Raw genomic sequence first — 20,812 nt, forward strand, 5'->3', positions numbered from 1 at the left:
TACACCCTAGAGTTCGTCGGCAGCGTCAGATGTTTATAAGAGACAGGAATAATTCCATAAGTAACTAGTAATTTTAGATTGTTAGTTAAATCGCTAAGATTAATAATATATCCATACATTGGAAGTAAAACGTAATAATTCATAACAGACATCGCTAATGTAATAGCAATTGTAGCAACAATGCTACCTATTATAAATTTATAAAGTTCTTTTTTATAAAATACAGATAAACAAGAAATAAATATTATTTCTACGATTATATTTGCTATGCTTCCTGTAGGTTCATGAGATATTAACAAGAAGTGTAGGAAATTTTTAAGAATAGATATAACTATTGTTTCTTTATAGCCTAAAATTAAAAAGCCTATAAATAGTGGTATCATTGATAAATCTAACTTTAAAAATGGTGGCAAAAAAGGAACTGCCACAGCTATTAAAGATAGAATAAGAGATAGTACTGCAAGTAATGCACTTAAAATTATTGAATGTGTATTTTTATACATTTTAACTCCTTTTCTATCTTCTGAAGGTATAAAAAAAACGTGTTAAAAAACACGAGGTAAAAGAATGTACTACAAAAATGAGGTCTTTATAACCTCAAGATGTTTATCTTCTCCCATCCAGACTATACTGTCGGTTTTGGAATTTCACCAAATCAGCTTTCGCTCACGGACTATAACCGCCGGTTAGGAATCTCACCTTACCCCGAAGATAATATTAATTTTTATTAAAATCAGTATAAATCTTGTAAAGATAAAAGTCAAGTGAAACGATAATAAAAACGCTTGGTATATTTTTGCAAAGTAAACTATTAATAGTGAATTTCTACTTATAGGTAGACAGATATGATATAATAATTAGTTATAATTACTATATAATTTTAAAGGAGAAGAAATGAAGCAGACTACATTACAATTGTTTAAAGAAGTTTGGTCAAATATTTATAAAAATAAATATAATTACGTAACTAATGCTATGTTACTTCAATTTTTTATAGTATTTGGTGGAGTAACAATATTATCAATGATATTTGAATTAATATTAGCAGTCTCTAATCAGACAAATTTAACTCAAACATCTATTTTAAGTATTTTATTTAATCCTTGGGGCTTAGTTTTAATTTTAGTATATATTTTAGTATTATCTTTTTTAATGTTTATCGAATTTTCTGTATTAACGATAAATGTTTATGGTCGCTCTGTAGGTCGATATTATTCTGCAAAAGATTTTATTAGAAATGCTGCTAAAAAATCAAAAATGTTAGTAGGACCACAAATTATATTTTTCTTACTTTATTTTGTAAGTATGGTACCTTTTGCTAATCTAGGCTTAGGATCAATATTAACTAAAGATTTATATATTCCAAAGTTTATAACAGGCGAACTTATGAAAACTACAAGTGGTTTAGTAGTGTACATAATATTGATTTTAATTTTATTATATTTTAATTTGCGATTATTTTTTGTGTTGCCTTTAACAATGATTAATGATAGTAACATTTTAGAGAATATAAAGAAAAGCTGGCAGTTAACGAAAAAAAATAAACTAAAATTGTTAAGTGTAATATTTTTGTTTGAATTAATATTTATTTTTATTTTAGTAGCTGTCATAGTGATTCTAGTGTTATTATTTACATACTTTGATAGTGATGGGAATAGTTTATTGTTACAATCGCTGTTCTTTACTCTACTAAAAGGTATCATGTTTTCTTTTGCTGCCTTATCAAAAATTGTAATTATTACTACTTTGGTTACTATTATTAAGAATTATGATGAAATAGGAGAAGATTTTAAGGTAAGTAAAGAAGTTAATTACGAAAAATCAGAGAAAAAGAAATCAAAAATATTAGTAGTATTCTCGGTGTTGGCTATAGCAGGTGTATTTGCTGTAAACTCACTCACTATATATGCTAGAGAGCTTAATGAAAATAGTATTATAATTGGGCATAGAGGATATGTAAAATATGGTGTAGAAAATTCTATAGAAGCATTAGAAGCGGCAAAGAAAGCTAATGCAAATTATGTAGAAGTCGATATTTTATTAACAAAAGATAATAAATTTGTCGTTATGCATGATTATAACTTGAAAAGATTAGCTAGTGTAAATAAAAAAGTAGCAGATATGACTTATGATGAAATAGTAGGACTAAAGATTAAAGCAGGAGATTTCGAAAGTAGAATCCCATCATTTGAAGAGTTTGTATATAAAGCAAAAGAATTAGATATAAAACTATTAGTTGAGCTAAAACCTCATGGACAAGAGCCTGATAATTATGCAGACTTAGTAATAAATAAATTAAGAGAGTTACAAGTAGAAAAAGATTACAAAGTTATGTCTTTAGACTTAAAAGTTATAAAGGAAATAGAGCAGAAAGCACCGGAGTTTAATACAGGATACGTAATTCCTCTTCAATTGGGAGGCTTTTCGGAGAAGAATGTAGATTTCTACGTAATAGAAGATTTTTCTTTTAGTCAAGAAAAACTTTCAGAAGCTAAAGATAGTGGCAAAGAGTTATACGTTTGGACTATCAATGATAAAGACACTATTATAAAATATTTACATAGTGGTGTTGATGGAATTATAACTGATGAGATAGAGAGCGTTCAAACGGAAAAACAAATTTCTAAAGAAAATAACAACTATTTCTATAGAGTAATTAATATGATATAAAAGTCTTAGTAATATACTAGGACTTTTTTTATTTACACGTGAAACTTTGGATGTAGTTTATGGATTTATATTACGATAAAGTAGTATGTTATGAGATTTAAAAGTGTTTTTATTCTTGTATATTAAAAATATAAATAAATAATTTTTGACTAAATTATTAAATAAATAATAAATTTTGGAAGGATATTTATAGTATATCTTCCTATCATTTTATATTGAAACAGATTTTTGTTATTGTTCTTAACTATAAAATATTACTTTTGTATTATATGTTCAATCTTGGCTGTTATTTTCTTGAATTCTTGGCAGTTATTAAATCAATGTTATTGTTATATATAGATAGTTATTTTTGTTTATTTATTAAGCTGTTTTTCATTATTTTGTATCTGTTTTTCTTATTGATTACAATAATTTTCTATGTTATTGTTAAGGTGTAGAGCATATATTTATGTTAACGCAAGCTGTAAGACTAACGTTGTTAAGATATTATATAAGAAAAATAATTTAGTAAAAAATCACTGTTAATGAAAGAGTGTGTGAAATGATAAATAAAAAATATAGAAAAGTAGTTGTAATTAACTTTATTGCATATATTATTTCTACTATGTATTTTTTCTGCATAACAACTAAATATAGCAGCTTAATAGCTCATAGCATTATAATTATTAATACTATAATTACTCCTACAATGGTAAGGTATAAAATGAAAACGGTTATTTATTATATTATTATATTGTGAAGTATAATTTAATATCTTTTGCTATGTATGGAGTGAAAAATATTTTTATAGTTTGAGAGGTTATTAATATGACTTATGAAAAAATATATATTTTTATCCATATTGTTTATAGTAGATACAGGGACCTTGATTTATGTGTATAAGAAGTTAAGTGAAAAGTTTAAACAATAACTTGGGAAGGTTAAAATGATTAATTTTGCGAAACATTATATAGTTATAACATTAATTTCAATTATATTTGAAATATTACACTATATTATACTTATAAGAGAATTAAATTTATTAGAGGCATTTTTACATATAATAATAGTTGCGATAGTATATATTTCTTTATATTTAATAGTAAAAAGAAAAAAGGTGTTAAATAGTAATTTTTAATAATAAATATTATATTTGTGCAATAGAGACATTTTAGTTAGTATAAAATGAAAAAATTAATTTTAATCAACAATATTATTAATTTTTATATCAATAATAGCACATAATTTATATGATATTAAAATTTATAAATACATAAACTGTCGTAATATTAGTAATATCACGTAAATATATAAAACAAAAGAAGATTAAATAAAGGATATATAAATATGATTATAAAATCGTTATTAGTTTTAATGATAGGTTTAAATATGGGTAACCTTTGTACAGAAATAATTAGGAAGAATAGTTTAAAAAGATTTCATAATCTTACTATATTAAAATTAGCTATATTAATAATGATAATAGTAAACTTAACAAATATATATTTGAAATTTTATACTATAAATAAAGAGAATATAGCTAGCTCTATGCTTATAACATACTTCGCAGTATCAGCTATAAATATAGCAAGAATAGAAATTTTAGAAATGATAAAAAAATACAAGAAATAACAACTACACTATAGAAAAACAGGAGCATTAATACGCTCCTGTTTTTTCTACTCCGTGTAAGTTTTTAATCTTTAACTAATAAAGGTTAATAGTGTATTATAAAAAATTAATCTGTAATAAATTTTATATGTATTAATTGTTTACACGTGAAATAAACTATATTTTTTCAAAGACAAATAATTGAATTTGTAGTATAATTTTTCTAACGTTAATAATATTAAGGAGCAAACTATGATATATATAATTGGTCTGGGACCTAATAATAGTTTAAATATAAAAGATAGTATAAAACAAATGCTTTTGACTAATAAAGATAAATTTATTTTGGCTAGAACTAAGGAGCATCCGGCAATAAGCTTTTTAGATGATAATAATATATATTATGAAACTTGCGATAGATTTTATGAGCAAAGCGATAATTTTTCGGAGACATATGAGAATATAGTAGCATATATATTACAAAAAAATAAAAATCAAGATGTAATGTACCTTGTACCTGGTCATCCTATGGTAGCAGAACTTACTACAAAACTTTTGTTAGAGAAATCTGAAAAAGTAGAGGTTATTGGAGGAGAAAGTTTTTTGGATAGCTGTTTTAATGCTGCGAAATTTGATCCTGTAGAAGGATTTACTCTAGTTGATGCTACAGATTTAGAAGCATTCAAAAATATAGATCCAAGAAAACACCTATTAATTACGCAATGTTATGACGATATTACGGCAGGAGATATTTCTGTAGAGTTGGATAGATATTATCCGTTTTTCTACCCTGTTACAATAATGGAACAAGTTGGTTGTGATGATGAGAAAATATATACATCTTCTTTAGCAGAACTTTCTGCAAGTGTCGGAGAGAAAGTTAATAATTTGCGAACTATTTATATTCCTCCGTTCAAAGAAGCGGCAGATTATAACTTGCAAAATTATCTCCCAGACTATGAAGAAGAAAATTATGACTTAGATGAAAGAGAATATTTATATAAAATAAGCGATGCAGTAAATGATATGTTAGTATCAATTAGATCTGTAGATTCTAATGTCAACGAAGTTGTGGCAAAGAATTTTGCAAAAGTTTTAAAAAATATGTTAGCTTATACAATGAATGCTACAGTAGGTTATGTTGAATTAGAAGAAATAATGAAAAAGTTAGAGGAAATACAAAAGTAATGGATAAAGTGTTAGCGTTTGCTGAAAAAATATTGAAAGAAAAAATTGATAAAAATAGTATAGTTGTAGATGCAACTTGTGGCAATGGCAATGATACTTTATTTTTAGCTAAAACAATTGCTAAGCGTGTTGTAGCATTTGATATTCAAGATACAGCTATAAATAATACGAAAAAATTATTGACTATCAATGGAGTTGAAGAAAAAGTTAAATTGATCTTAGATTCACATGAAAACTTTGAAAAATATATTGCAGAAAAAATAAGTGCGGTTATTTTTAATTTGGGGTATTTACCTAATGCTAATCATAGTGTAACAACATTGGGCGAAGTTACGAAAAACACTATCGAAAAAATGTTACCTAATCTAGAAATAGGCGGCAGAATAGCTATTGTTATCTACTGGGGACATAAAGAAGGAAAAGAAGAAAAAGATATATTAATGCCCTACTTTGCTAATATCAATCAAAAGTATGTGGAAGTGTTAGAATATAGATTTATTAATCAAAAAAACAACGCACCTTATTTAGTAATTTTGGAAAAAATAAAGGATATTTAATAATGAGAGAAATAGAGTTAGAGTTTAAACAATTACTCGATGCTTCGCAGTATGAAGCATTAATGGAGCATTTTCATTTGCGAGATAAAAAAATAATTAATAATAGAAATTTTTATTACGATACAGCCAATCAAATTTTAAAACAAAATAACGCTGCTCTTAGGATTCGCCACACTGCTGATAATAAAGAAATAACATTAAAAATCAAGAAAAATCTTGAGGAAAATATAGAAATAAATGTTCGTTTAACTGATAATGATATTCCTAATAATATTTCTGTTAAAGAATTACCTGCCGAAATCAAAGAAATTTTTGCAGAATGGGAAATAACTAGCGACTTAAAGCTAATCCAAAAGATAGAAACAGATAGAAGAGAATTAATGTTAGATGAGGGATTATTAGTATTGGATAAAACTTATTTTCTAGGGAATGTTGTAGATTACGAGTTAGAATTTGAAGTAACGGATTATAATATAGGACAAAAAGCATTTGAAAGATTATTAAATAAGTTCAATATAGCTAGGAATACAGCTAAACCGAAAATAGCTAGAGCCTTTGAATATAGTAAAAAATTACAGTAAAACTATTTTGTCTAGGTTACTATAAATTATTAATTTTGTATTTTATTATAAAAAAAGACCGGAATTTTCGGTCTTTTTTTATGGTGTTTATTGTTTATTCTTTAGATTTTCTATTAAAATTCTGTCTTCCTCATCTCCGAAAGAAAAGTCATCGTTTATATCACAAATAATGTCTTCAAGTTTATTTTTGTTGGAAGTTATGTTTACATTTTTTTCCTTAGGATTTGGAGAAAGATCTTTTTGAATCTTATAATTAGCCCTACTACGTTTAAAGTCGTTAATTGCTTCTTTTGCTAATTTATCAACAATCTCATTTAGTTCATTACCACTATGAGCTTTTACTTTAACGAAGTTGACTTTTATTTTATTCATAATGTTTTGTGCAAATTTTGCATATTCTTTTGTATATTCTAATCTAGCGCTCCACTCTCCTGTAGCCCAGCAAGCTATCCCACTATAATCGTGAAAAATAGCTATTTCTGACAAGTTATTTTCACAAGCATAGTCTAGAACAAATTTTACAGCTTCTAACTCTCCTGCTACGTTATGTAATGTTGCTATATTAGGATTGTTATTTGCAAGTTTATATTGTTGTTTTCGTCCGTTATTGACAATAATAATACCAGATCCGTAAATTTTTGCATCTTTGTCATAACTACCATCAATAAAAGCGTAATTTTTGTATTCTATTTCGCTATTAGAAGAAGATGTTTTTGATTTTTGTTCATTATTTTCATCATTTAATAAGTAATTTTCTGCATCATTATAATTGTTAAAACTTTTGTATTTAGCTCCAGAGTATCCTTTAACCTGAGCATTACATTCTTCCCACGTTTCAAATATTCCTATTTTTCGCCCGTTACGTACTGCATAAAATTTTGCCATATCTTCACTCTCCTAAACTAATTTTATATTTTCTTTGAATATATCACGTTTATTATTCATAATTGTATAAATTCTACTAACTTTTATATCGTGTTTAAAAAATCTAGCATTTTCTTTTTTTAATTTTTGATGTAATTGAATATTTTCATTATTATTAATTTGGCGAATAATAGCAGTTTTTTCTTTGTTTACTGCCAAAACTCTTACGTGGTTAATAGGTTCGGTTATGTCGTAAATAGTTGTATTAGTTAAAATATGAAGTAAAATACGTTGTATTCTTTTTTTTGTATAACGTTTTGTAGAAATTAAATCTACGAGTTCATAGTAATCTTTCGCGATGATATTACAATTGTAAATTCTATTTTCTAAACCTTCTGATACATCATAAATATTTTTTAAATTCTCAATACCTAAATTAAGAATGTTGTATTTAATTAAGTTATAAAAGTTGTTTTCGGTTATACTGTTTTGTTTCATAGCTTGTAACATATTATTAGATATATGATTTTTTACTATATCTGATTCAAAATTATTTCTTATAGTTGTAGCACTCAAAAATTCACTATCTATTACTGTATTTTCATTAAGTTTTTGACCTTTTCTTTTTATAGGAATAAGGGTTATATTTTTTTTTGAATTTTTTATAGCTTTGTAGTAGCTGTACGCTAGTGTGAAATTAGGATTATCAATAGGAATATCAAATATCTTTTGCATAATTTTTGGATAGCTAATTCCTGTTTTGAGTAAATTCTTTATTTCTAATTTGGTTGAATGACGTTGTTCTTTTCTATATATTTTGTCAAAATACGTAATATCATCTTCTGTACCGAATATTAGATGAGTAATACCGCATTTGATAAGAATGTCAATGCTTTTTTTTGCAAAATCATCACTATATGCAACAGATCCCCTATAAGGTAGTGCTAAAATTAAGTCTGCACCTGCCCTAACTGCTTCTTCGGCTCTAGTATAACCATCGACTATAGCGATTTCTCCGCGTTGGGTAAAAAATTCGCTCATAACGACAATTATATCTCCGAATAGCTGTTGTGTGAACATATATTCTTTTGCACAATCTATTAGATATTTATGACCATTATGAAATGGATTAAATTCTGCAACGATACCTATTCTCAAAATATTTCTCCTTATTTTTTACATAGTTATTATACAATTATACCACAATATAATTACTATATAGCACTGTAAGTTTAATGAGTCAAAAATGGTTTATACTATCCATTATATGACAATTATTAAATATATATTTCAATTGTGTTACAACTATTGAATTGTGCAGAAAGCTTATTTATAATGGTAGTTAACGATTAATATAAAATCAAAATTTAGATTGTATCTAAATTATAATTTAAAACAGAAACTTATGAAAAATAGATTAAGAAACTAAAATTAAGTGAAATTATTTAAATTAAGCAAAGTGAGAGGATATTTGATTATGAAAAGAACGTTAAAGATAACTAGTGGATTATTAGCAAGTACAATTTTATTGTCTGGATACAACGGAGAAAAAATTACAGTAGCTGCTGGGGTTGAAACAGTAAATGTAGAAACTGCAAACCCTAATGTTAAAGCACAATTAATAGAAAAAGATGGTAAAAACTACGTAGTAGTTACAGCGACGAAAGATGTTAATAATCTTTCTGTTAGAGCGAAAGCTAGCAATAATCAAACATTTGTATTTAAGCAAGCCTCTCTAAAAGCTGGAGAAAGTGTTTCTTTTGAATTAGAAATAGTTGCAGAAAAAACTGAAAAACAAAAACAATTACCAAAAACTTCTGTTGTAAGAGAAACATTGAAACTAGATGGTTTTGTTAAAAAGTATAAATTAGAAACTACTATTAGTTATGATGTGGAAGTTCCAGAAACAGTAGAACAACCGAAAATAAATAAAAAAGAAGAGGTTAAACCTGAAGTTTCGAATGAAATTACTACCCCAGTAGAACCTAGTGCTGCACCTGTAGTAGAAAATAAAGAAGAGGCTAAGACAGAGGATAAACACGAAGTTGAAGCACCGAAAGAAGAACCAGCAGTAGAACCAGTACAAGAAGCACCTAAAAATGAAACTCCTGTAACTGAAGAGGCTCCAAAAGAAGAAGTTAAACCAGCCCCAGCAGTAGTAACAGAAGAAGACAAAGTTTCAGAAACAGTAAATGTAAATAAAGTTAGTAATGAAGTAAAAGTAGCTTCTACTACAGCAGTAGCAAGTCCTTTAAGATCTGTGCAACCAGCAGTACAAGTAGCTAAGCCAGTAGTAACTGCGCCACAAACGACTGTACAAGGTACTGATGAAGCTACAGTTGCAGCACAAGTATTCCAGCAATTAAATGCACATCGTTTAGCTAATGGATTACCTGCACTAACTGTTAATAATGCTTTACTTGCTGGAGCAGAAGTTCGTGCTAACGAACTTGCTACGAAAGTAAAATCAGGAGTTCCTTCTGGAATGGGATTACATACTAGACTTAACGGTTCATCTTGGATTACAGCATTCTCTGGTCTTGGAGCTAGAGGAGAAAACTTAGCTTACAGTATGTATGGAGCTCAAGGAATGATGAATTTCTGGAAAAACTCAGCTTCTCATAATGCAGCTATGTTAAACAAAAATTATACTTCAGTAGCTATAAAAGTTGTAAAAGTAGGAAACAATTATTACGGAGTACAAATCTTCGCATAATTTTTAACTGATAAATATACAAAAAGTTCGGTAGTCTTAAGGCTATCGAATTTTTTTAGAAATTTATTAGTTGATTTGCTGTGCTATATGTATGTTTATACAGTTTTTATCAAATGATTATAGGTAATTAAATAAAATGTATAAAAGGTATATTGATGAATTTATATATGAAAAGTATGGTATAACTGGAAAAATATAGAAAATAATGGTATATTAAACGTAAATTAACGAACTAATTTTATTTATGTTCGGTAAAATAAGTTTAACTATATTTCGAGGATTAAATTAAGGATAGGAAGAAAGTAATTATGACAATTTATAAAGTATTAGTAGTTGATGATGAAGAACCTATAGCAAAAATTCTAGATTTTAATCTTAAGAAAGAAGGCTATGAAGTAATAATGGCTCATGACGGAGAAAAAGCAGTAGAGTTAGCTTTTAGCGAAGAGCCTGATTTAATATTGTTAGATTTAATGTTACCCAAAAAAGATGGTATGGAAGTATGTCGTGAAATTAGAAACAAACTAGATGTTCCTATTATTATGTTAACAGCCAAAAATACTGAAATAGACAAAGTATTAGGATTAGAGTTTGGTGCAGATGACTACGTAACAAAACCTTTTTCTACTAGAGAATTAATGGCTAGAGTTAAGGTGAACTTGAGAAGAGTTACAAAAAAATCAGAAGGTAAAGATGAACCCTCTAGTAGCAATGAATTTACTATTAGGGATATAGTAATCTATCCAGAAGCATACACGATAAAAAAACACGGAGAACAAATAGAGCTTACTCGTAGAGAGTTTGATTTGTTCCACTATCTAGCAAAACATAGAGGACAAGTTTTAACTCGAGAAAATCTATTGCAAACAGTATGGGGATATGACTATTTTGGTGATGTTAGAACGGTAGATGTTACAGTAAGACGTCTTAGAGAAAAGATAGAAGACGATGCCTCTAACCCTCTTTATATAATGACAAGACGAGGTGTTGGGTACTTTATGGGAGAGGAAGAGTAGACTATGGCTCTTAGCTTTAAACAAAATAAGAGATTTTTTACATCTATTAGATTCAAGTTTTTGGTAGTTTATGTTTTAGTAAATATAATTTCCTTACAATTAATAGGGTTATATTTTACAACACAATTAAAAACTAAAAATATAACAAATTTCCAAAATACCATAATAGAACAAGAAAAAAAATTAAACTATAATGTTATGGAAGAATTAACTAAAAATTCTTCTGATGACAAAGAAAGGCAACAGATAGAAAGTAACATAAGAAAGACAGTTAGTGAATTTTCTACAACGAAATTACTAATGGTAAATGTTGTAGACAAAGATTTGAAAATTATAGCTTCATCTACTACTAACAGTAGTGAAAATTATTTAGGTAAAAGATCTGTTGACCCTATAGTAAACCAAGTTATTAAGACTGGTGAGAGTTCTAGTAAAGAACAGATAGATGAGAACCAAAGAATTTATTGGGTTTACGCAAGTCCTATTAAAAGTGGTAGTGATGTAATAGGTGTAACTTACATAGTGTCGGATATAGGTAGTGTCTATTCTGATGTTGATGATGTAATAAACATATTTATAATAGGGACGATACTTTCTATGATAGCGACCGTATTTATCGGATTTTTCGCTTCAAAAACTATTACCAACTCTATCGAAAAAATGAGTTTACAAGTTAAAGAGATGGCAGATGGTAATTATGAGGAAATTAAAGGAATAAATACCAAAGATGAAATTGGTGACTTAGCTGTAGCATTTAACAAAATTTCTAAACAGATAAAAGAAGAACAACGTATTACAGAAGCAGAAAGAAGAAAATTATCAACTATTATTAATAGTATGAAGGACGGAATTATTGCTACTGATAATAATGGTAGAATAGTTCTTATTAATGATAGTGCAAGAGAAATGTTATACGGAAGTGGGCGAGATATATTTATTGGTAAGAATTGTCTAGAAATATTGAATATTACAGAGTATAATACGATAGAAGAAATATTAGAAGTAGAAAATAGCTTGTTAGTTTCTATAGTTGATGACAATAAAGACGAATTGCTGTATAGAATAGAATTTAACGGTATTATAGCCGATAATTTGGATAGTAAATATTTCTCAACCTTCAAATCTGAAGGTTATATTATCGTTCTTTATGACGTTACCGAGCAAGAGCGTCAAGAAAAAGAAAGACGTGATTTCGTCTCTACAGTATCTCACGAATTAAGAACGCCGCTGACTACTATGAGTAGCTATGTAGAAGCGCTAGAAGATGGTGTTATAAATGACGAAAAATTAGCACCTGTATTTATAGATACTATCCAAAAAGAAACTACTCGTATGATACGTATGGTAGAAGAATTAATGCAACTAGGGAAAATGGATATAAAAGAAGAACACTATGACAAAGAATTTATTGATATTAATAAATTAATTGAAACGATAGTAGCTAGATTTAAAATTACACATACAGACAAACTATTTGCTCTTTATTTACCAAAAGAGCCTGTCTTTGTAGAAGGGGATCAGGATAAACTGATACAAGTGTTCGATAATATTATAAACAATGCAGTAAAATATTCTCCAGACGGGAAAAATATAACAATAAGAGTACGTCAAAACTACAACCAAAATAGAGTAAGTATTTCTATAAAAGACGAGGGAATAGGTATTCCTTTAGCTCATATAGACAAAATATTTAATAGATTTTACCGAGTTGACAAGAGTAGACAGCGAAGTATGGGAGGTACAGGATTAGGGCTAGCATTATCAAAATCTATAATAGAAGCTCACAAAGGAAGAATTTGGGCTCAAAGTAGAGAAGGATATGGAACAATTATATTTGTAATGTTACCTTCAGAAAATCTTACAGATGAATGGGAGTAAGGAGGAACTATGGAAAAAAGAAAAGAAACGATAAAGACTTTTATTCTGTTATTTTTAGTTGTCAGTAGCATATTCCTTACATTATCTATAGTCGGCAATAAATCGGATTATGAATTATTAGGCTTAACAAATAGTAAACAAGAAGAACAAGCAAAAGAAAAATTAAAAACTAACAGTTTGAATTTACTTTCACCAAATATTATAGTTAAAGAAAATAAGGAAAATAGGGAAGAGCCTCCTATGGAAAATGCTATAATAAAGGCTTCTAGTGTGCACGGTGTAAAAGATAAGCATATTATTAAAGATATAATGAGACAAATATCAGAATCAGAAATCGTTGCAACAAGAATTAGAACAAAGAGTATAAATGATATATTAGATAAAAGTAAAGTATATTATAGTCTAAACTACAATTATTTGGCTGATACAATATCATCGCAATTTATCTACTCTGGAGACTATAATCAGTCTAATAGTTTGTCTTTTGATACAGTTATAATACCAGATAATACAAAAAATATAATCTATCTGTATAAAAGCAATTCAGATACATATATGCAAATAGAATTTAATACAGATATTTACAATTATGTAGAATCTTGGTTCAATGTAAAAAGTGAAATTTACTCTAAGTATATTGTAGATGGTAAACGTAAAATTTATGTTAAAGAAATAATTAGTAATTATTATAAAGACGAATATAGTGCTAAAAATGTTGAAATAAATAATGTAGCACAAAATATATTCTCTAACAGTAATAATATTAAAATAAGTAATTTAGATAGTAATACAAAAGAGGCGACTGATGGATACTCTATATTACGAGAAAAAGCTACAGAAATAACATATATTAACCCGTCAAATATTATAAGAACGAGTAATAACAATTCACAAGACGAAGTAGAAATCCAGTCTATATCGGCAAATTTCTTATTAACAGGATATGTTCCAGATTTAGATTATACACCGACATCTATAAAGAACAATAAAATAGAATATAGCGAAGTATATCAAGAGGGGTTAGTTTTCTCTAACGATATTATTAGTAATATAAGTGTTCAAGTTAATAAAGAAGGAGTTTATACAGTCAGCTATCCAAAAATAATAAGAGATACACAAATATCTTCTACAAAAATGAACGTATTTTCTGTTGAGAATATAGATGCTGTTTTGAACTATCTCTTTAACAATGTTGATTTATCATTAGTAGAAGATGTGGATTTAGGTTATGACAAAAAATACGATAAAACAAATAACAAATTAATTTATACTCCTACTTGGTATATAAAATATAATGGTAAATATATACAGTTAGAGGATATTAACGAAAAAGTTAAGAAAGGAGAATTATAATGGAATGGAGTAAGATCAAAACATTATTTATTTATCTTTTCTTAGGCTTAAATATAATTTTAGTATCTATTTATGGATATACAGTTTATAAAAACAAAGCAGAAGTTTATAAAGAAAAAGATGAGATAATTAAATCTCTGCAAAGCAATAATATAACTATAATAGAACCTACAATAAAAAAAGATGTATTAGGTTATGTTAACGCTACCGTGAAGACAATTACTTCTCCTGTTGATATAAAAGGAGAACATAACTACGAGACCATAACTCAAAATGATATTACCAAACTTTCTGTTACAACAGAAAAAGTTTTAGCTAATATAAATAAGGATAACTACAAGGAGCTTTTAAGTACATTTTTGAATACAGAAGTTTCTAAGACGAGTTACTATGTTTTTGATAGTTATGATGAAAATAAAAAAAATGTAACATATCGTCAAGCGTTTGAGGGGCTTAAAATATATGATAATAATAACGCGGTCGTTAATTTTCAAGTAGAAGATAATGGAGATATAGTAAGTTTTACACAAACATCTCTAGATGATTTTAAGCAAGAAAATGTTGGTATGATAGCCAATTATCGTCAAGCAGTCTACAAACTATATCACGAAAATTATATACCTAATAATAGCGAAGTAGTTTCTGAAATAGGTTATTATACTTATATTTCACAATTAACTAACCAGGTACTAATACCTACTTGGAGAATAGAAGTTAAGACAGACGGGAAAGTAAGAGTCTATTATGTAGATGCATTTAATATTAAAATACTTAATAAGTAATATTCATTATTTATGTAATAGGATAATAAATGATGTAGATTTTTATGTGAAAAATTATAGTTTATAGCGATAGGCTACTATTATGTTGGCTTATCGCTATATTAATTATTAATGTTTTATATAATGATAAAATATCATTTTAGCAAGATAAATTTAATAGCCAGAGATTAAAAATTACAGAACAAAGAAAAAAATGATATAATATTAAGATAAAAGTAAGGAGGTTATTTGTGAAAGTTTCTATTTTAGCAAGTAGCAGTAGTGGTAATAGCATTTATATAGAAGACGGAGAATTTAGCTGTCTTGTAGATGCAGGCTTAACGGGTAAAAAAATAATAGAAAATCTAAATAAGATTGATAGAGATATTAAAGATGTAAAACATATTTTTGTTAGTCACGAACATATAGATCATATAAAAGGTGTAGGAGTTTTGGCACGTAAATATAATATCCCAGTTTATGCTAATAAATTAACTTGGGATAATATGAATATAGGAGAAATCAAAACAGATTTGAAATTTCATTTTGAAAAAGATGAAGTACGTGATTTCCAAGGAGTTACTGTTAGTAGCTTTGGGGTTAGTCACGATGCTGCTAATCCCCAATTTTATACATTTGAGAGATTAGGAAAAAAGGTTAGTATTTTGACAGATACAGGCTATGTATCTGATAAAATGATTGATAACATAAAAAATTCTAACACACTAATATATGAAAGTAATCACGAAGAAAATATTTTGTTGAGTTGTTCGTACCCTTGGAAGACTAAACAACGTATTTTATCAGATCAAGGTCACTTATCTAATAAAGATTCTGCTAATTATTTAACAAAGATAATAGGAGATAATACAAAAAATATATTTTTAGCGCATATTAGCAAAGAAAACAATACGAAAGAATTAGCTTATATGACAACTAGAAACATACTTGAGGAATATGGATTTGATTGTGAAAAAAATATTAAAATTTCTGATACAGATCCAGATGATCCAACAAATATAGTTTCTGTGCAATAAAATATAACATATTATTGCGTAAAAGTTCTGATTTATGATATCATAGTTAGTGCTAAGTTACGTATTTATTAAAACAGTTTTATAAAAATTATATAGTGATGAATGTAGTTAAACTTTTATTATAGAAAGTTTTAGGAGTAAAGAATAGTTTTAGAAATATTTACTTCTGGGCATTCATCACTATTATTTTACAATTTTTTAGTATATATTTTATAATAAATAAAAGAATTTTTTATAAAAAATAAATTGTTTTTCAAATAATCTGAAAATTAAGTCATAATTTGACAATTTTCTATTGCAATTTATCTAAAAATCTTATAATATATATACTATGTAAATTTAATTGATTTAGTATATTAGGAATATAGACGTTAATACTCATGAAAGGGGTTATTTAGTGAAAAAGTTATTAGAAATAAAAAATTTGGAAACAGCGTTCAGAATAAAAGACGACTATTTTAATGCAGTTGACAATGTTAGCTTGGATTTACATAGTAACGAAGTTCTTGCAATAGTAGGAGAGAGTGGTTGTGGGAAATCTACTTTAGCAACTACGGTTATGGGTCTACATAACGAAAATCTTACTCGTTCTACAGGAGAAGTTATTTATAACGGAAAAAACTTGTTAGATATGTCAGAAGCAGAACTTAATAGTATACGTAGTAAGGAAATAGGAATGATTTTCCAAGATCCTTTGTCTTCTTTGAATCCTTTGCAGAGAATAGGTGCTCAAATAGAAGAGGCACTTATCTATCATACAGAATTAGATAAAGAAGCTAGACATAAGCGAGTTATTGAACTACTTACACAAGTAGGAATACCTTATCCAGAGCGTTGTGCAAAACAATACCCGCATGAGCTATCAGGAGGGATGAGACAGCGTGTTATGATAGCTATGGCACTGTCTTGTAAACCAAAAATCATAATTGCAGATGAGCCTACTACGGCACTAGATGTTACTATTCAGGCACAAATATTAGATTTATTGAAGCAACTACAAGCAGAAATGCAAGCTGGAGTTATATTAATCACTCATGATTTAGGTGTTGTTGCAGAAATGGCTGATAGAGTTGCTGTCCTTTACGCCGGAGAAGTTGTGGAGCTTGGAACAGCAGAACAAGTATTCAAGAATCCAAAACATCCATACACTAGAAGTCTATTGCGTAGTATACCGCAATTTGATGATGATAGTAATGACGATTTATATGCTATAGAAGGAATGGTTCCATCAATAAAAAACTTGAACAGAACAGGATGTAGATTTGCACCACGTGTACCACAGTTGGCAGAAGATAGTCATGAAGATAACCCAACGTTACATGAGGTAGAAGAAGGACATTTTGTAAGATGTACTTGCTACAAACACTTTAGATTTGAGGAGGACGCTGTGTAATGTTAAAAATTGAAAATTTAAAAGTTCACTATCCAATACGTGGCGGATTCTTTAATACGATAAAAAGTTATGTGCACGCAGTAGATGGTGTAGATATAGAAATTGAACCTGGAAAAACTTACGGTCTTATAGGAGAGAGTGGTAGTGGAAAAACTACAGTAGGAAAAGTAGTTCTAGGATTAGAAAATGCTACGGCAGGTAGCATAATCTACAAAGAAGAAGACGTTACAAAGAAATCAAACAGAAAAAAATTAAATTACAACAAAGATGTTCAAATGATTTTCCAAGATGCTATGTCTAGTCTAAATCCTAGAAAGAGAATAATAGATATAATATCAGAACCTATCAAAAATTTTGATAAATTATCAGAAGAAGATACAAGAAAAAGAGTAATAGAACTTTTATCTATAGTAGGTATGGGAGAAGATGTTCTTTATAAATACCCATTTGAATTTTCTGGTGGACAAAGACAACGTATAGGAGTTGCACGTGCAATAGCATGTAATCCACGTCTTATAGTGGCAGATGAGCCAGTATCAGCACTTGACCTTTCGGTACAAGCGCAAGTTCTTAACTTTATGAAAAAAATTCAAAGAGATTTCCATATAAGTTATCTATTTATTTCTCACGATTTAGGTGTAGTTAAGCATATGTGTGATTATATCTACATTATGTATCGTGGACGTATAGTAGAAAGAGGAACAAGAGAGGATATTTATAACAATCCTCAACATATATACACTAAGAGATTAATTGCGGCTATCCCTAGTACTAACTTGGATAAAGCCAAAGAAAATATAACTATTCGTAAAGCAGTAGAAGAAGAGTACAAAGAGCATTATGCAGACTACTTTGATGCGGACGGAAAAGTATATGCCTTGAAAAAATTAACTGATACACACTATGTCGCTATGAAAGGAGGAGAAGAATAATGTGGAAAGTAGTTTTGAAACGTGTTTTAATAATGATTCCTCAATTATTTATTCTTAGTATTTTGGTTTTTGCAATGGCAAAACTAATGCCCGGAGATCCTTTCAGTGGATTAGCAGAAAATCCAAAAATTTCTCAAAATCAAATAGAACAAATAAGAATAGCAAAAGGTTTTTATGATCCTTGGTACAAGCAATACTATACTTGGCTAAAAGATTTTGTTCAAGGGGACTTTGGTCTTAGCTATGTTACAGGAAAATCTGTTAGTACATTAGTAGGGGAAAGAATATTCAATACATTGAATCTTTCGCTACTAACGGCATTCTTAACATATCTAATAGCTATTCCTTTAGGAATGTATTCAGGAAGATATAATAATTCAAAATTAGATAAAGCAATCAATCTATATACTTTTGTAGCTTTATCTATTCCAAATTTCGTTTTATATTTAGTTATGATTTTATTATTCGGATTTACTTTTGGGTGGTTCCCAACAAGTGGATCGGTAGATTTAGGTATTGAGCCTGGAACTTTTGCTTATTTCCTTAATAAGCTTCATCACTTAATCTTGCCAGCAACAACTATGGCATTGTTAGGAACAGTAGGAACTATTCAATATCTACGTAACGAAGTTATAGAAGCAAAACAAAGTGATTATGTAAAAACTGCACGTAGTAAAGGTGTACCTATCAAGAAAGTTTATTCAAAACACATATTTAGAAATTCGATATTGCCTATCGCTGCGTTCTTTGGTTTTACAATAACAGGTCTTTTTGCCGGAGGTATCTTTGTAGAAACTATCTTTGGATACCCAGGTATGGGAGAGTTGTTCTATAAATCAATTACAGATCGTGATTACAGTGTTGTTACAACGTTAATGTTATTTTCTGGAGTTCTTACTTTAGTTGGTAGTGCATTGTCAGATATCATTATGGCTATAGTAGACCCAAGAATTAAGTTAGATTAGGAGGATTATACAATGACAGAACAAAAAAATAACAAAGCTGTAACTAATTATCCTTCGGCATTTTCGGTTGTAGCTAGAGAATTCAAAAAAGATAAAATAGCTCTTACAGCGTTTATTACATTATCAGCAATAGTAACTTTCGTAATATTGTTCAATATTTATATTCGAATTACAGGTTTAAAAGCAGAATATCACGAAGTAAATATCTTAAATAGATTTTTATTACCAGGAGAAGATGGTTATTTACTAGGTACTGATGCAGGAGGACATTCTGTATTCGGTTGGTTAATGATGGGAATTGGTAATTCTATGTTGATTTCCTTAGTAGTTACTACTATAGTAATATCATTTGGAACGTTGGTAGGATTAGTAATTTCTTATTACGGAGGAAAAATTGATAATATAGTTATGCGATTTGTTGACTTCTTGACGATATTACCGTATCTTATGATTATTATCGTATTCGTTAGTATTTATAGAGGGTACGGAGTAATAAGTTTTATCTTTATGCTATCTGCATTATCTTGGATGAGTATAACTCGTCTAGTTCGTAGTAAGGCATTGTCAGAATCTCGTCGTGATTATGTACTGGCATCAAAAACGATGGGGACAAGTGATTTTTCTATAATGTTCAAAGGTATTCTACCTAATATAGCATCTATTATTATAGTCGAAGCTACACTTCTTTTGGTTATCAATATGGGGACTGAGGTTGCTCTTACTTATTTAGGGTTTGGGCTTCCAGCAGGAACACCTAGTATTGGTACATTACTATCATACGCAAAAGATGCAGATATTTTAGTTAATAAGATGTATATTTGGCTACCTGCAGCGTTATCTATCTTAGTGATAGCATTATGTATTAACTATATTGGTCAAGCATTACGTAGAGCGTTAGATGCTCGTCAAAGATTATAATAATATTAAATTTTAAAGTGAAACAGTAGAAATTTATATTTCTACTGTTTTTTTGTGAAAAGCTTTTCTATACAATTAGGGAGAATATTTAAATTTTTATCTGATATTTTGCTTGTTGAAATAGATACATAAGTTTGTAACAGTAATAAGAAGTATGTCATCTAAAATTCCAATTACAAAATATTATAATATTAATTTAATTAATGTATGCATAAGTTTTCATAAAATTTGTGATATAGTAGTATTTTAAATGTTATTGAAATGTTGTAAATAAAATTTATATTTAAAATATTTGATTATATAAATTGACAATATATTTAAATTATAATATTATTAAAAAGAATGTATTTAATTATTTAAATATATTTTTTATTTATATTAATTGTATGGTTT

At 28.1% G+C, this 20,812-nt stretch carries 18 protein-coding genes and 1 riboswitch; of the genes, 15 read left to right on the forward strand and 3 right to left on the reverse strand.

Annotated features, from left to right (window positions below; translation table 11 throughout):
- Nucleotides 1-503 (reverse strand): ECF transporter S component (locus HZY83_RS07870; protein ID WP_179943489.1); only part of this gene is annotated, 503 nt, incomplete at its 3' end.
- 101 nt (nucleotides 504-604) lie between these two features.
- Nucleotides 605-717, reverse strand: a riboswitch (FMN riboswitch).
- A 177-nt stretch (nucleotides 718-894) separates the two neighbouring features.
- On the opposite strand from HZY83_RS07870, the gene HZY83_RS07875 reads away from it, so the two are divergent.
- The 5 genes from HZY83_RS07875 to HZY83_RS07895 all read left to right on the forward strand — a co-directional run bounded on the left by HZY83_RS07875 (nucleotide 895) and on the right by HZY83_RS07895 (nucleotide 6,586).
- Nucleotides 895-2,670 carry a glycerophosphoryl diester phosphodiesterase membrane domain-containing protein gene (locus HZY83_RS07875; protein WP_179943490.1) on the forward strand — a complete coding sequence of 592 codons (1,776 nt, stop codon included), beginning with the start codon at nucleotides 895-897 and terminating at the stop codon, nucleotides 2,668-2,670.
- A gap of 1,326 nt (nucleotides 2,671-3,996) precedes the next feature.
- Entirely contained in the window at nucleotides 3,997-4,281 is a 285-nt protein-coding gene (locus HZY83_RS07880; RefSeq protein ID WP_179943491.1) for a hypothetical protein, read from the forward strand.
- A 231-nt stretch (nucleotides 4,282-4,512) separates the two neighbouring features.
- On the forward strand, nucleotides 4,513-5,448 hold the full coding sequence (locus HZY83_RS07885; RefSeq protein ID WP_179943492.1) for an SAM-dependent methyltransferase: 936 nt from the start codon (nucleotides 4,513-4,515) through the stop codon (nucleotides 5,446-5,448).
- Nucleotides 5,448-6,005 (forward strand): tRNA 5-(aminomethyl)-2-thiouridylate-methyltransferase MnmM, encoded by a 558-nt coding sequence (mnmM, locus tag HZY83_RS07890; RefSeq protein WP_179943493.1) that lies wholly within the window; start codon nucleotides 5,448-5,450, stop codon nucleotides 6,003-6,005. The genes HZY83_RS07885 and mnmM overlap by 1 nt, the downstream gene beginning before the upstream one ends.
- Nucleotides 6,006-6,007: 2 nt before the next feature.
- Nucleotides 6,008-6,586: a CYTH domain-containing protein gene (locus HZY83_RS07895; RefSeq protein WP_179943494.1), complete on the forward strand. Its 579-nt coding sequence runs from the start codon at nucleotides 6,008-6,010 to the stop codon at nucleotides 6,584-6,586.
- Nucleotides 6,587-6,673: 87 nt separating this feature from the next.
- On the opposite strand, the gene HZY83_RS07900 is transcribed toward HZY83_RS07895, so the two are convergent.
- Nucleotides 6,674-7,471, reverse strand: coding sequence for a ribonuclease H1 domain-containing protein (locus tag HZY83_RS07900; protein WP_179943495.1), 798 nt, complete (start codon nucleotides 7,469-7,471; stop codon nucleotides 6,674-6,676).
- A gap of 12 nt (nucleotides 7,472-7,483) precedes the next feature.
- Complete coding sequence (locus HZY83_RS07905) at nucleotides 7,484-8,608, reverse strand: nucleotidyltransferase family protein (RefSeq protein ID WP_179943496.1); 1,125 nt, start codon at nucleotides 8,606-8,608, stop codon at nucleotides 7,484-7,486.
- Nucleotides 8,609-8,927: 319 nt separating this feature from the next.
- On the opposite strand from HZY83_RS07905, the gene HZY83_RS07910 reads away from it, so the two are divergent.
- The 10 genes from HZY83_RS07910 (at nucleotide 8,928) to HZY83_RS07955 (ending at nucleotide 20,419) form a co-directional block, all read left to right on the forward strand.
- Nucleotides 8,928-10,166 carry a CAP domain-containing protein gene (locus HZY83_RS07910; protein ID WP_179943497.1) on the forward strand — a complete coding sequence of 413 codons (1,239 nt, stop codon included), beginning with the start codon at nucleotides 8,928-8,930 and terminating at the stop codon, nucleotides 10,164-10,166.
- 308 nt (nucleotides 10,167-10,474) lie between these two features.
- Nucleotides 10,475-11,182, forward strand: a complete 708-nt coding sequence (yycF, locus tag HZY83_RS07915; protein ID WP_179943498.1) for a response regulator YycF — start codon at nucleotides 10,475-10,477, stop codon at nucleotides 11,180-11,182.
- A 3-nt stretch (nucleotides 11,183-11,185) separates the two neighbouring features.
- A complete protein-coding gene (locus HZY83_RS07920; protein ID WP_179943499.1) occupies nucleotides 11,186-13,060 on the forward strand; it encodes an ATP-binding protein in 1,875 nt (624 codons plus the stop codon).
- 9 nt (nucleotides 13,061-13,069) lie between these two features.
- The gene (gene yycH / locus HZY83_RS07925) at nucleotides 13,070-14,413 is read left to right on the forward strand and encodes a two-component system activity regulator YycH (protein WP_179943500.1); all 1,344 of its coding nucleotides are present in this window, start codon (nucleotides 13,070-13,072) and stop codon (nucleotides 14,411-14,413) included.
- Nucleotides 14,413-15,195 carry a two-component system regulatory protein YycI gene (gene yycI / locus HZY83_RS07930; RefSeq protein ID WP_179943501.1) on the forward strand — a complete coding sequence of 261 codons (783 nt, stop codon included), beginning with the start codon at nucleotides 14,413-14,415 and terminating at the stop codon, nucleotides 15,193-15,195. Before yycH ends, yycI begins: the two co-directional genes overlap by 1 nt.
- Before the next feature lie 230 nt (nucleotides 15,196-15,425).
- On the forward strand, nucleotides 15,426-16,211 hold the full coding sequence (locus tag HZY83_RS07935) for an MBL fold metallo-hydrolase (RefSeq protein WP_179943502.1): 786 nt from the start codon (nucleotides 15,426-15,428) through the stop codon (nucleotides 16,209-16,211).
- 397 nt (nucleotides 16,212-16,608) lie between these two features.
- Nucleotides 16,609-17,604, forward strand: coding sequence for an ABC transporter ATP-binding protein (locus tag HZY83_RS07940; RefSeq protein WP_179943503.1), 996 nt, complete (start codon nucleotides 16,609-16,611; stop codon nucleotides 17,602-17,604).
- A complete protein-coding gene (locus HZY83_RS07945; RefSeq protein ID WP_179943504.1) occupies nucleotides 17,604-18,536 on the forward strand; it encodes an ATP-binding cassette domain-containing protein in 933 nt (310 codons plus the stop codon). Before HZY83_RS07940 ends, HZY83_RS07945 begins: the two co-directional genes overlap by 1 nt.
- Nucleotides 18,536-19,501 carry an oligopeptide ABC transporter permease gene (opp4B, locus tag HZY83_RS07950; RefSeq protein ID WP_179943505.1) on the forward strand — a complete coding sequence of 322 codons (966 nt, stop codon included), beginning with the start codon at nucleotides 18,536-18,538 and terminating at the stop codon, nucleotides 19,499-19,501. Before HZY83_RS07945 ends, opp4B begins: the two co-directional genes overlap by 1 nt.
- A gap of 12 nt (nucleotides 19,502-19,513) precedes the next feature.
- Nucleotides 19,514-20,419: an ABC transporter permease gene (locus HZY83_RS07955; protein WP_179943506.1), complete on the forward strand. Its 906-nt coding sequence runs from the start codon at nucleotides 19,514-19,516 to the stop codon at nucleotides 20,417-20,419.
- The last annotated feature ends 393 nt before the right edge of the window (nucleotides 20,420-20,812 follow it).

The organism is Gemella sp. GH3, from assembly GCF_013415425.1.
GTDB lineage: Bacteria > Bacillota > Bacilli > Staphylococcales > Gemellaceae > Gemelliphila.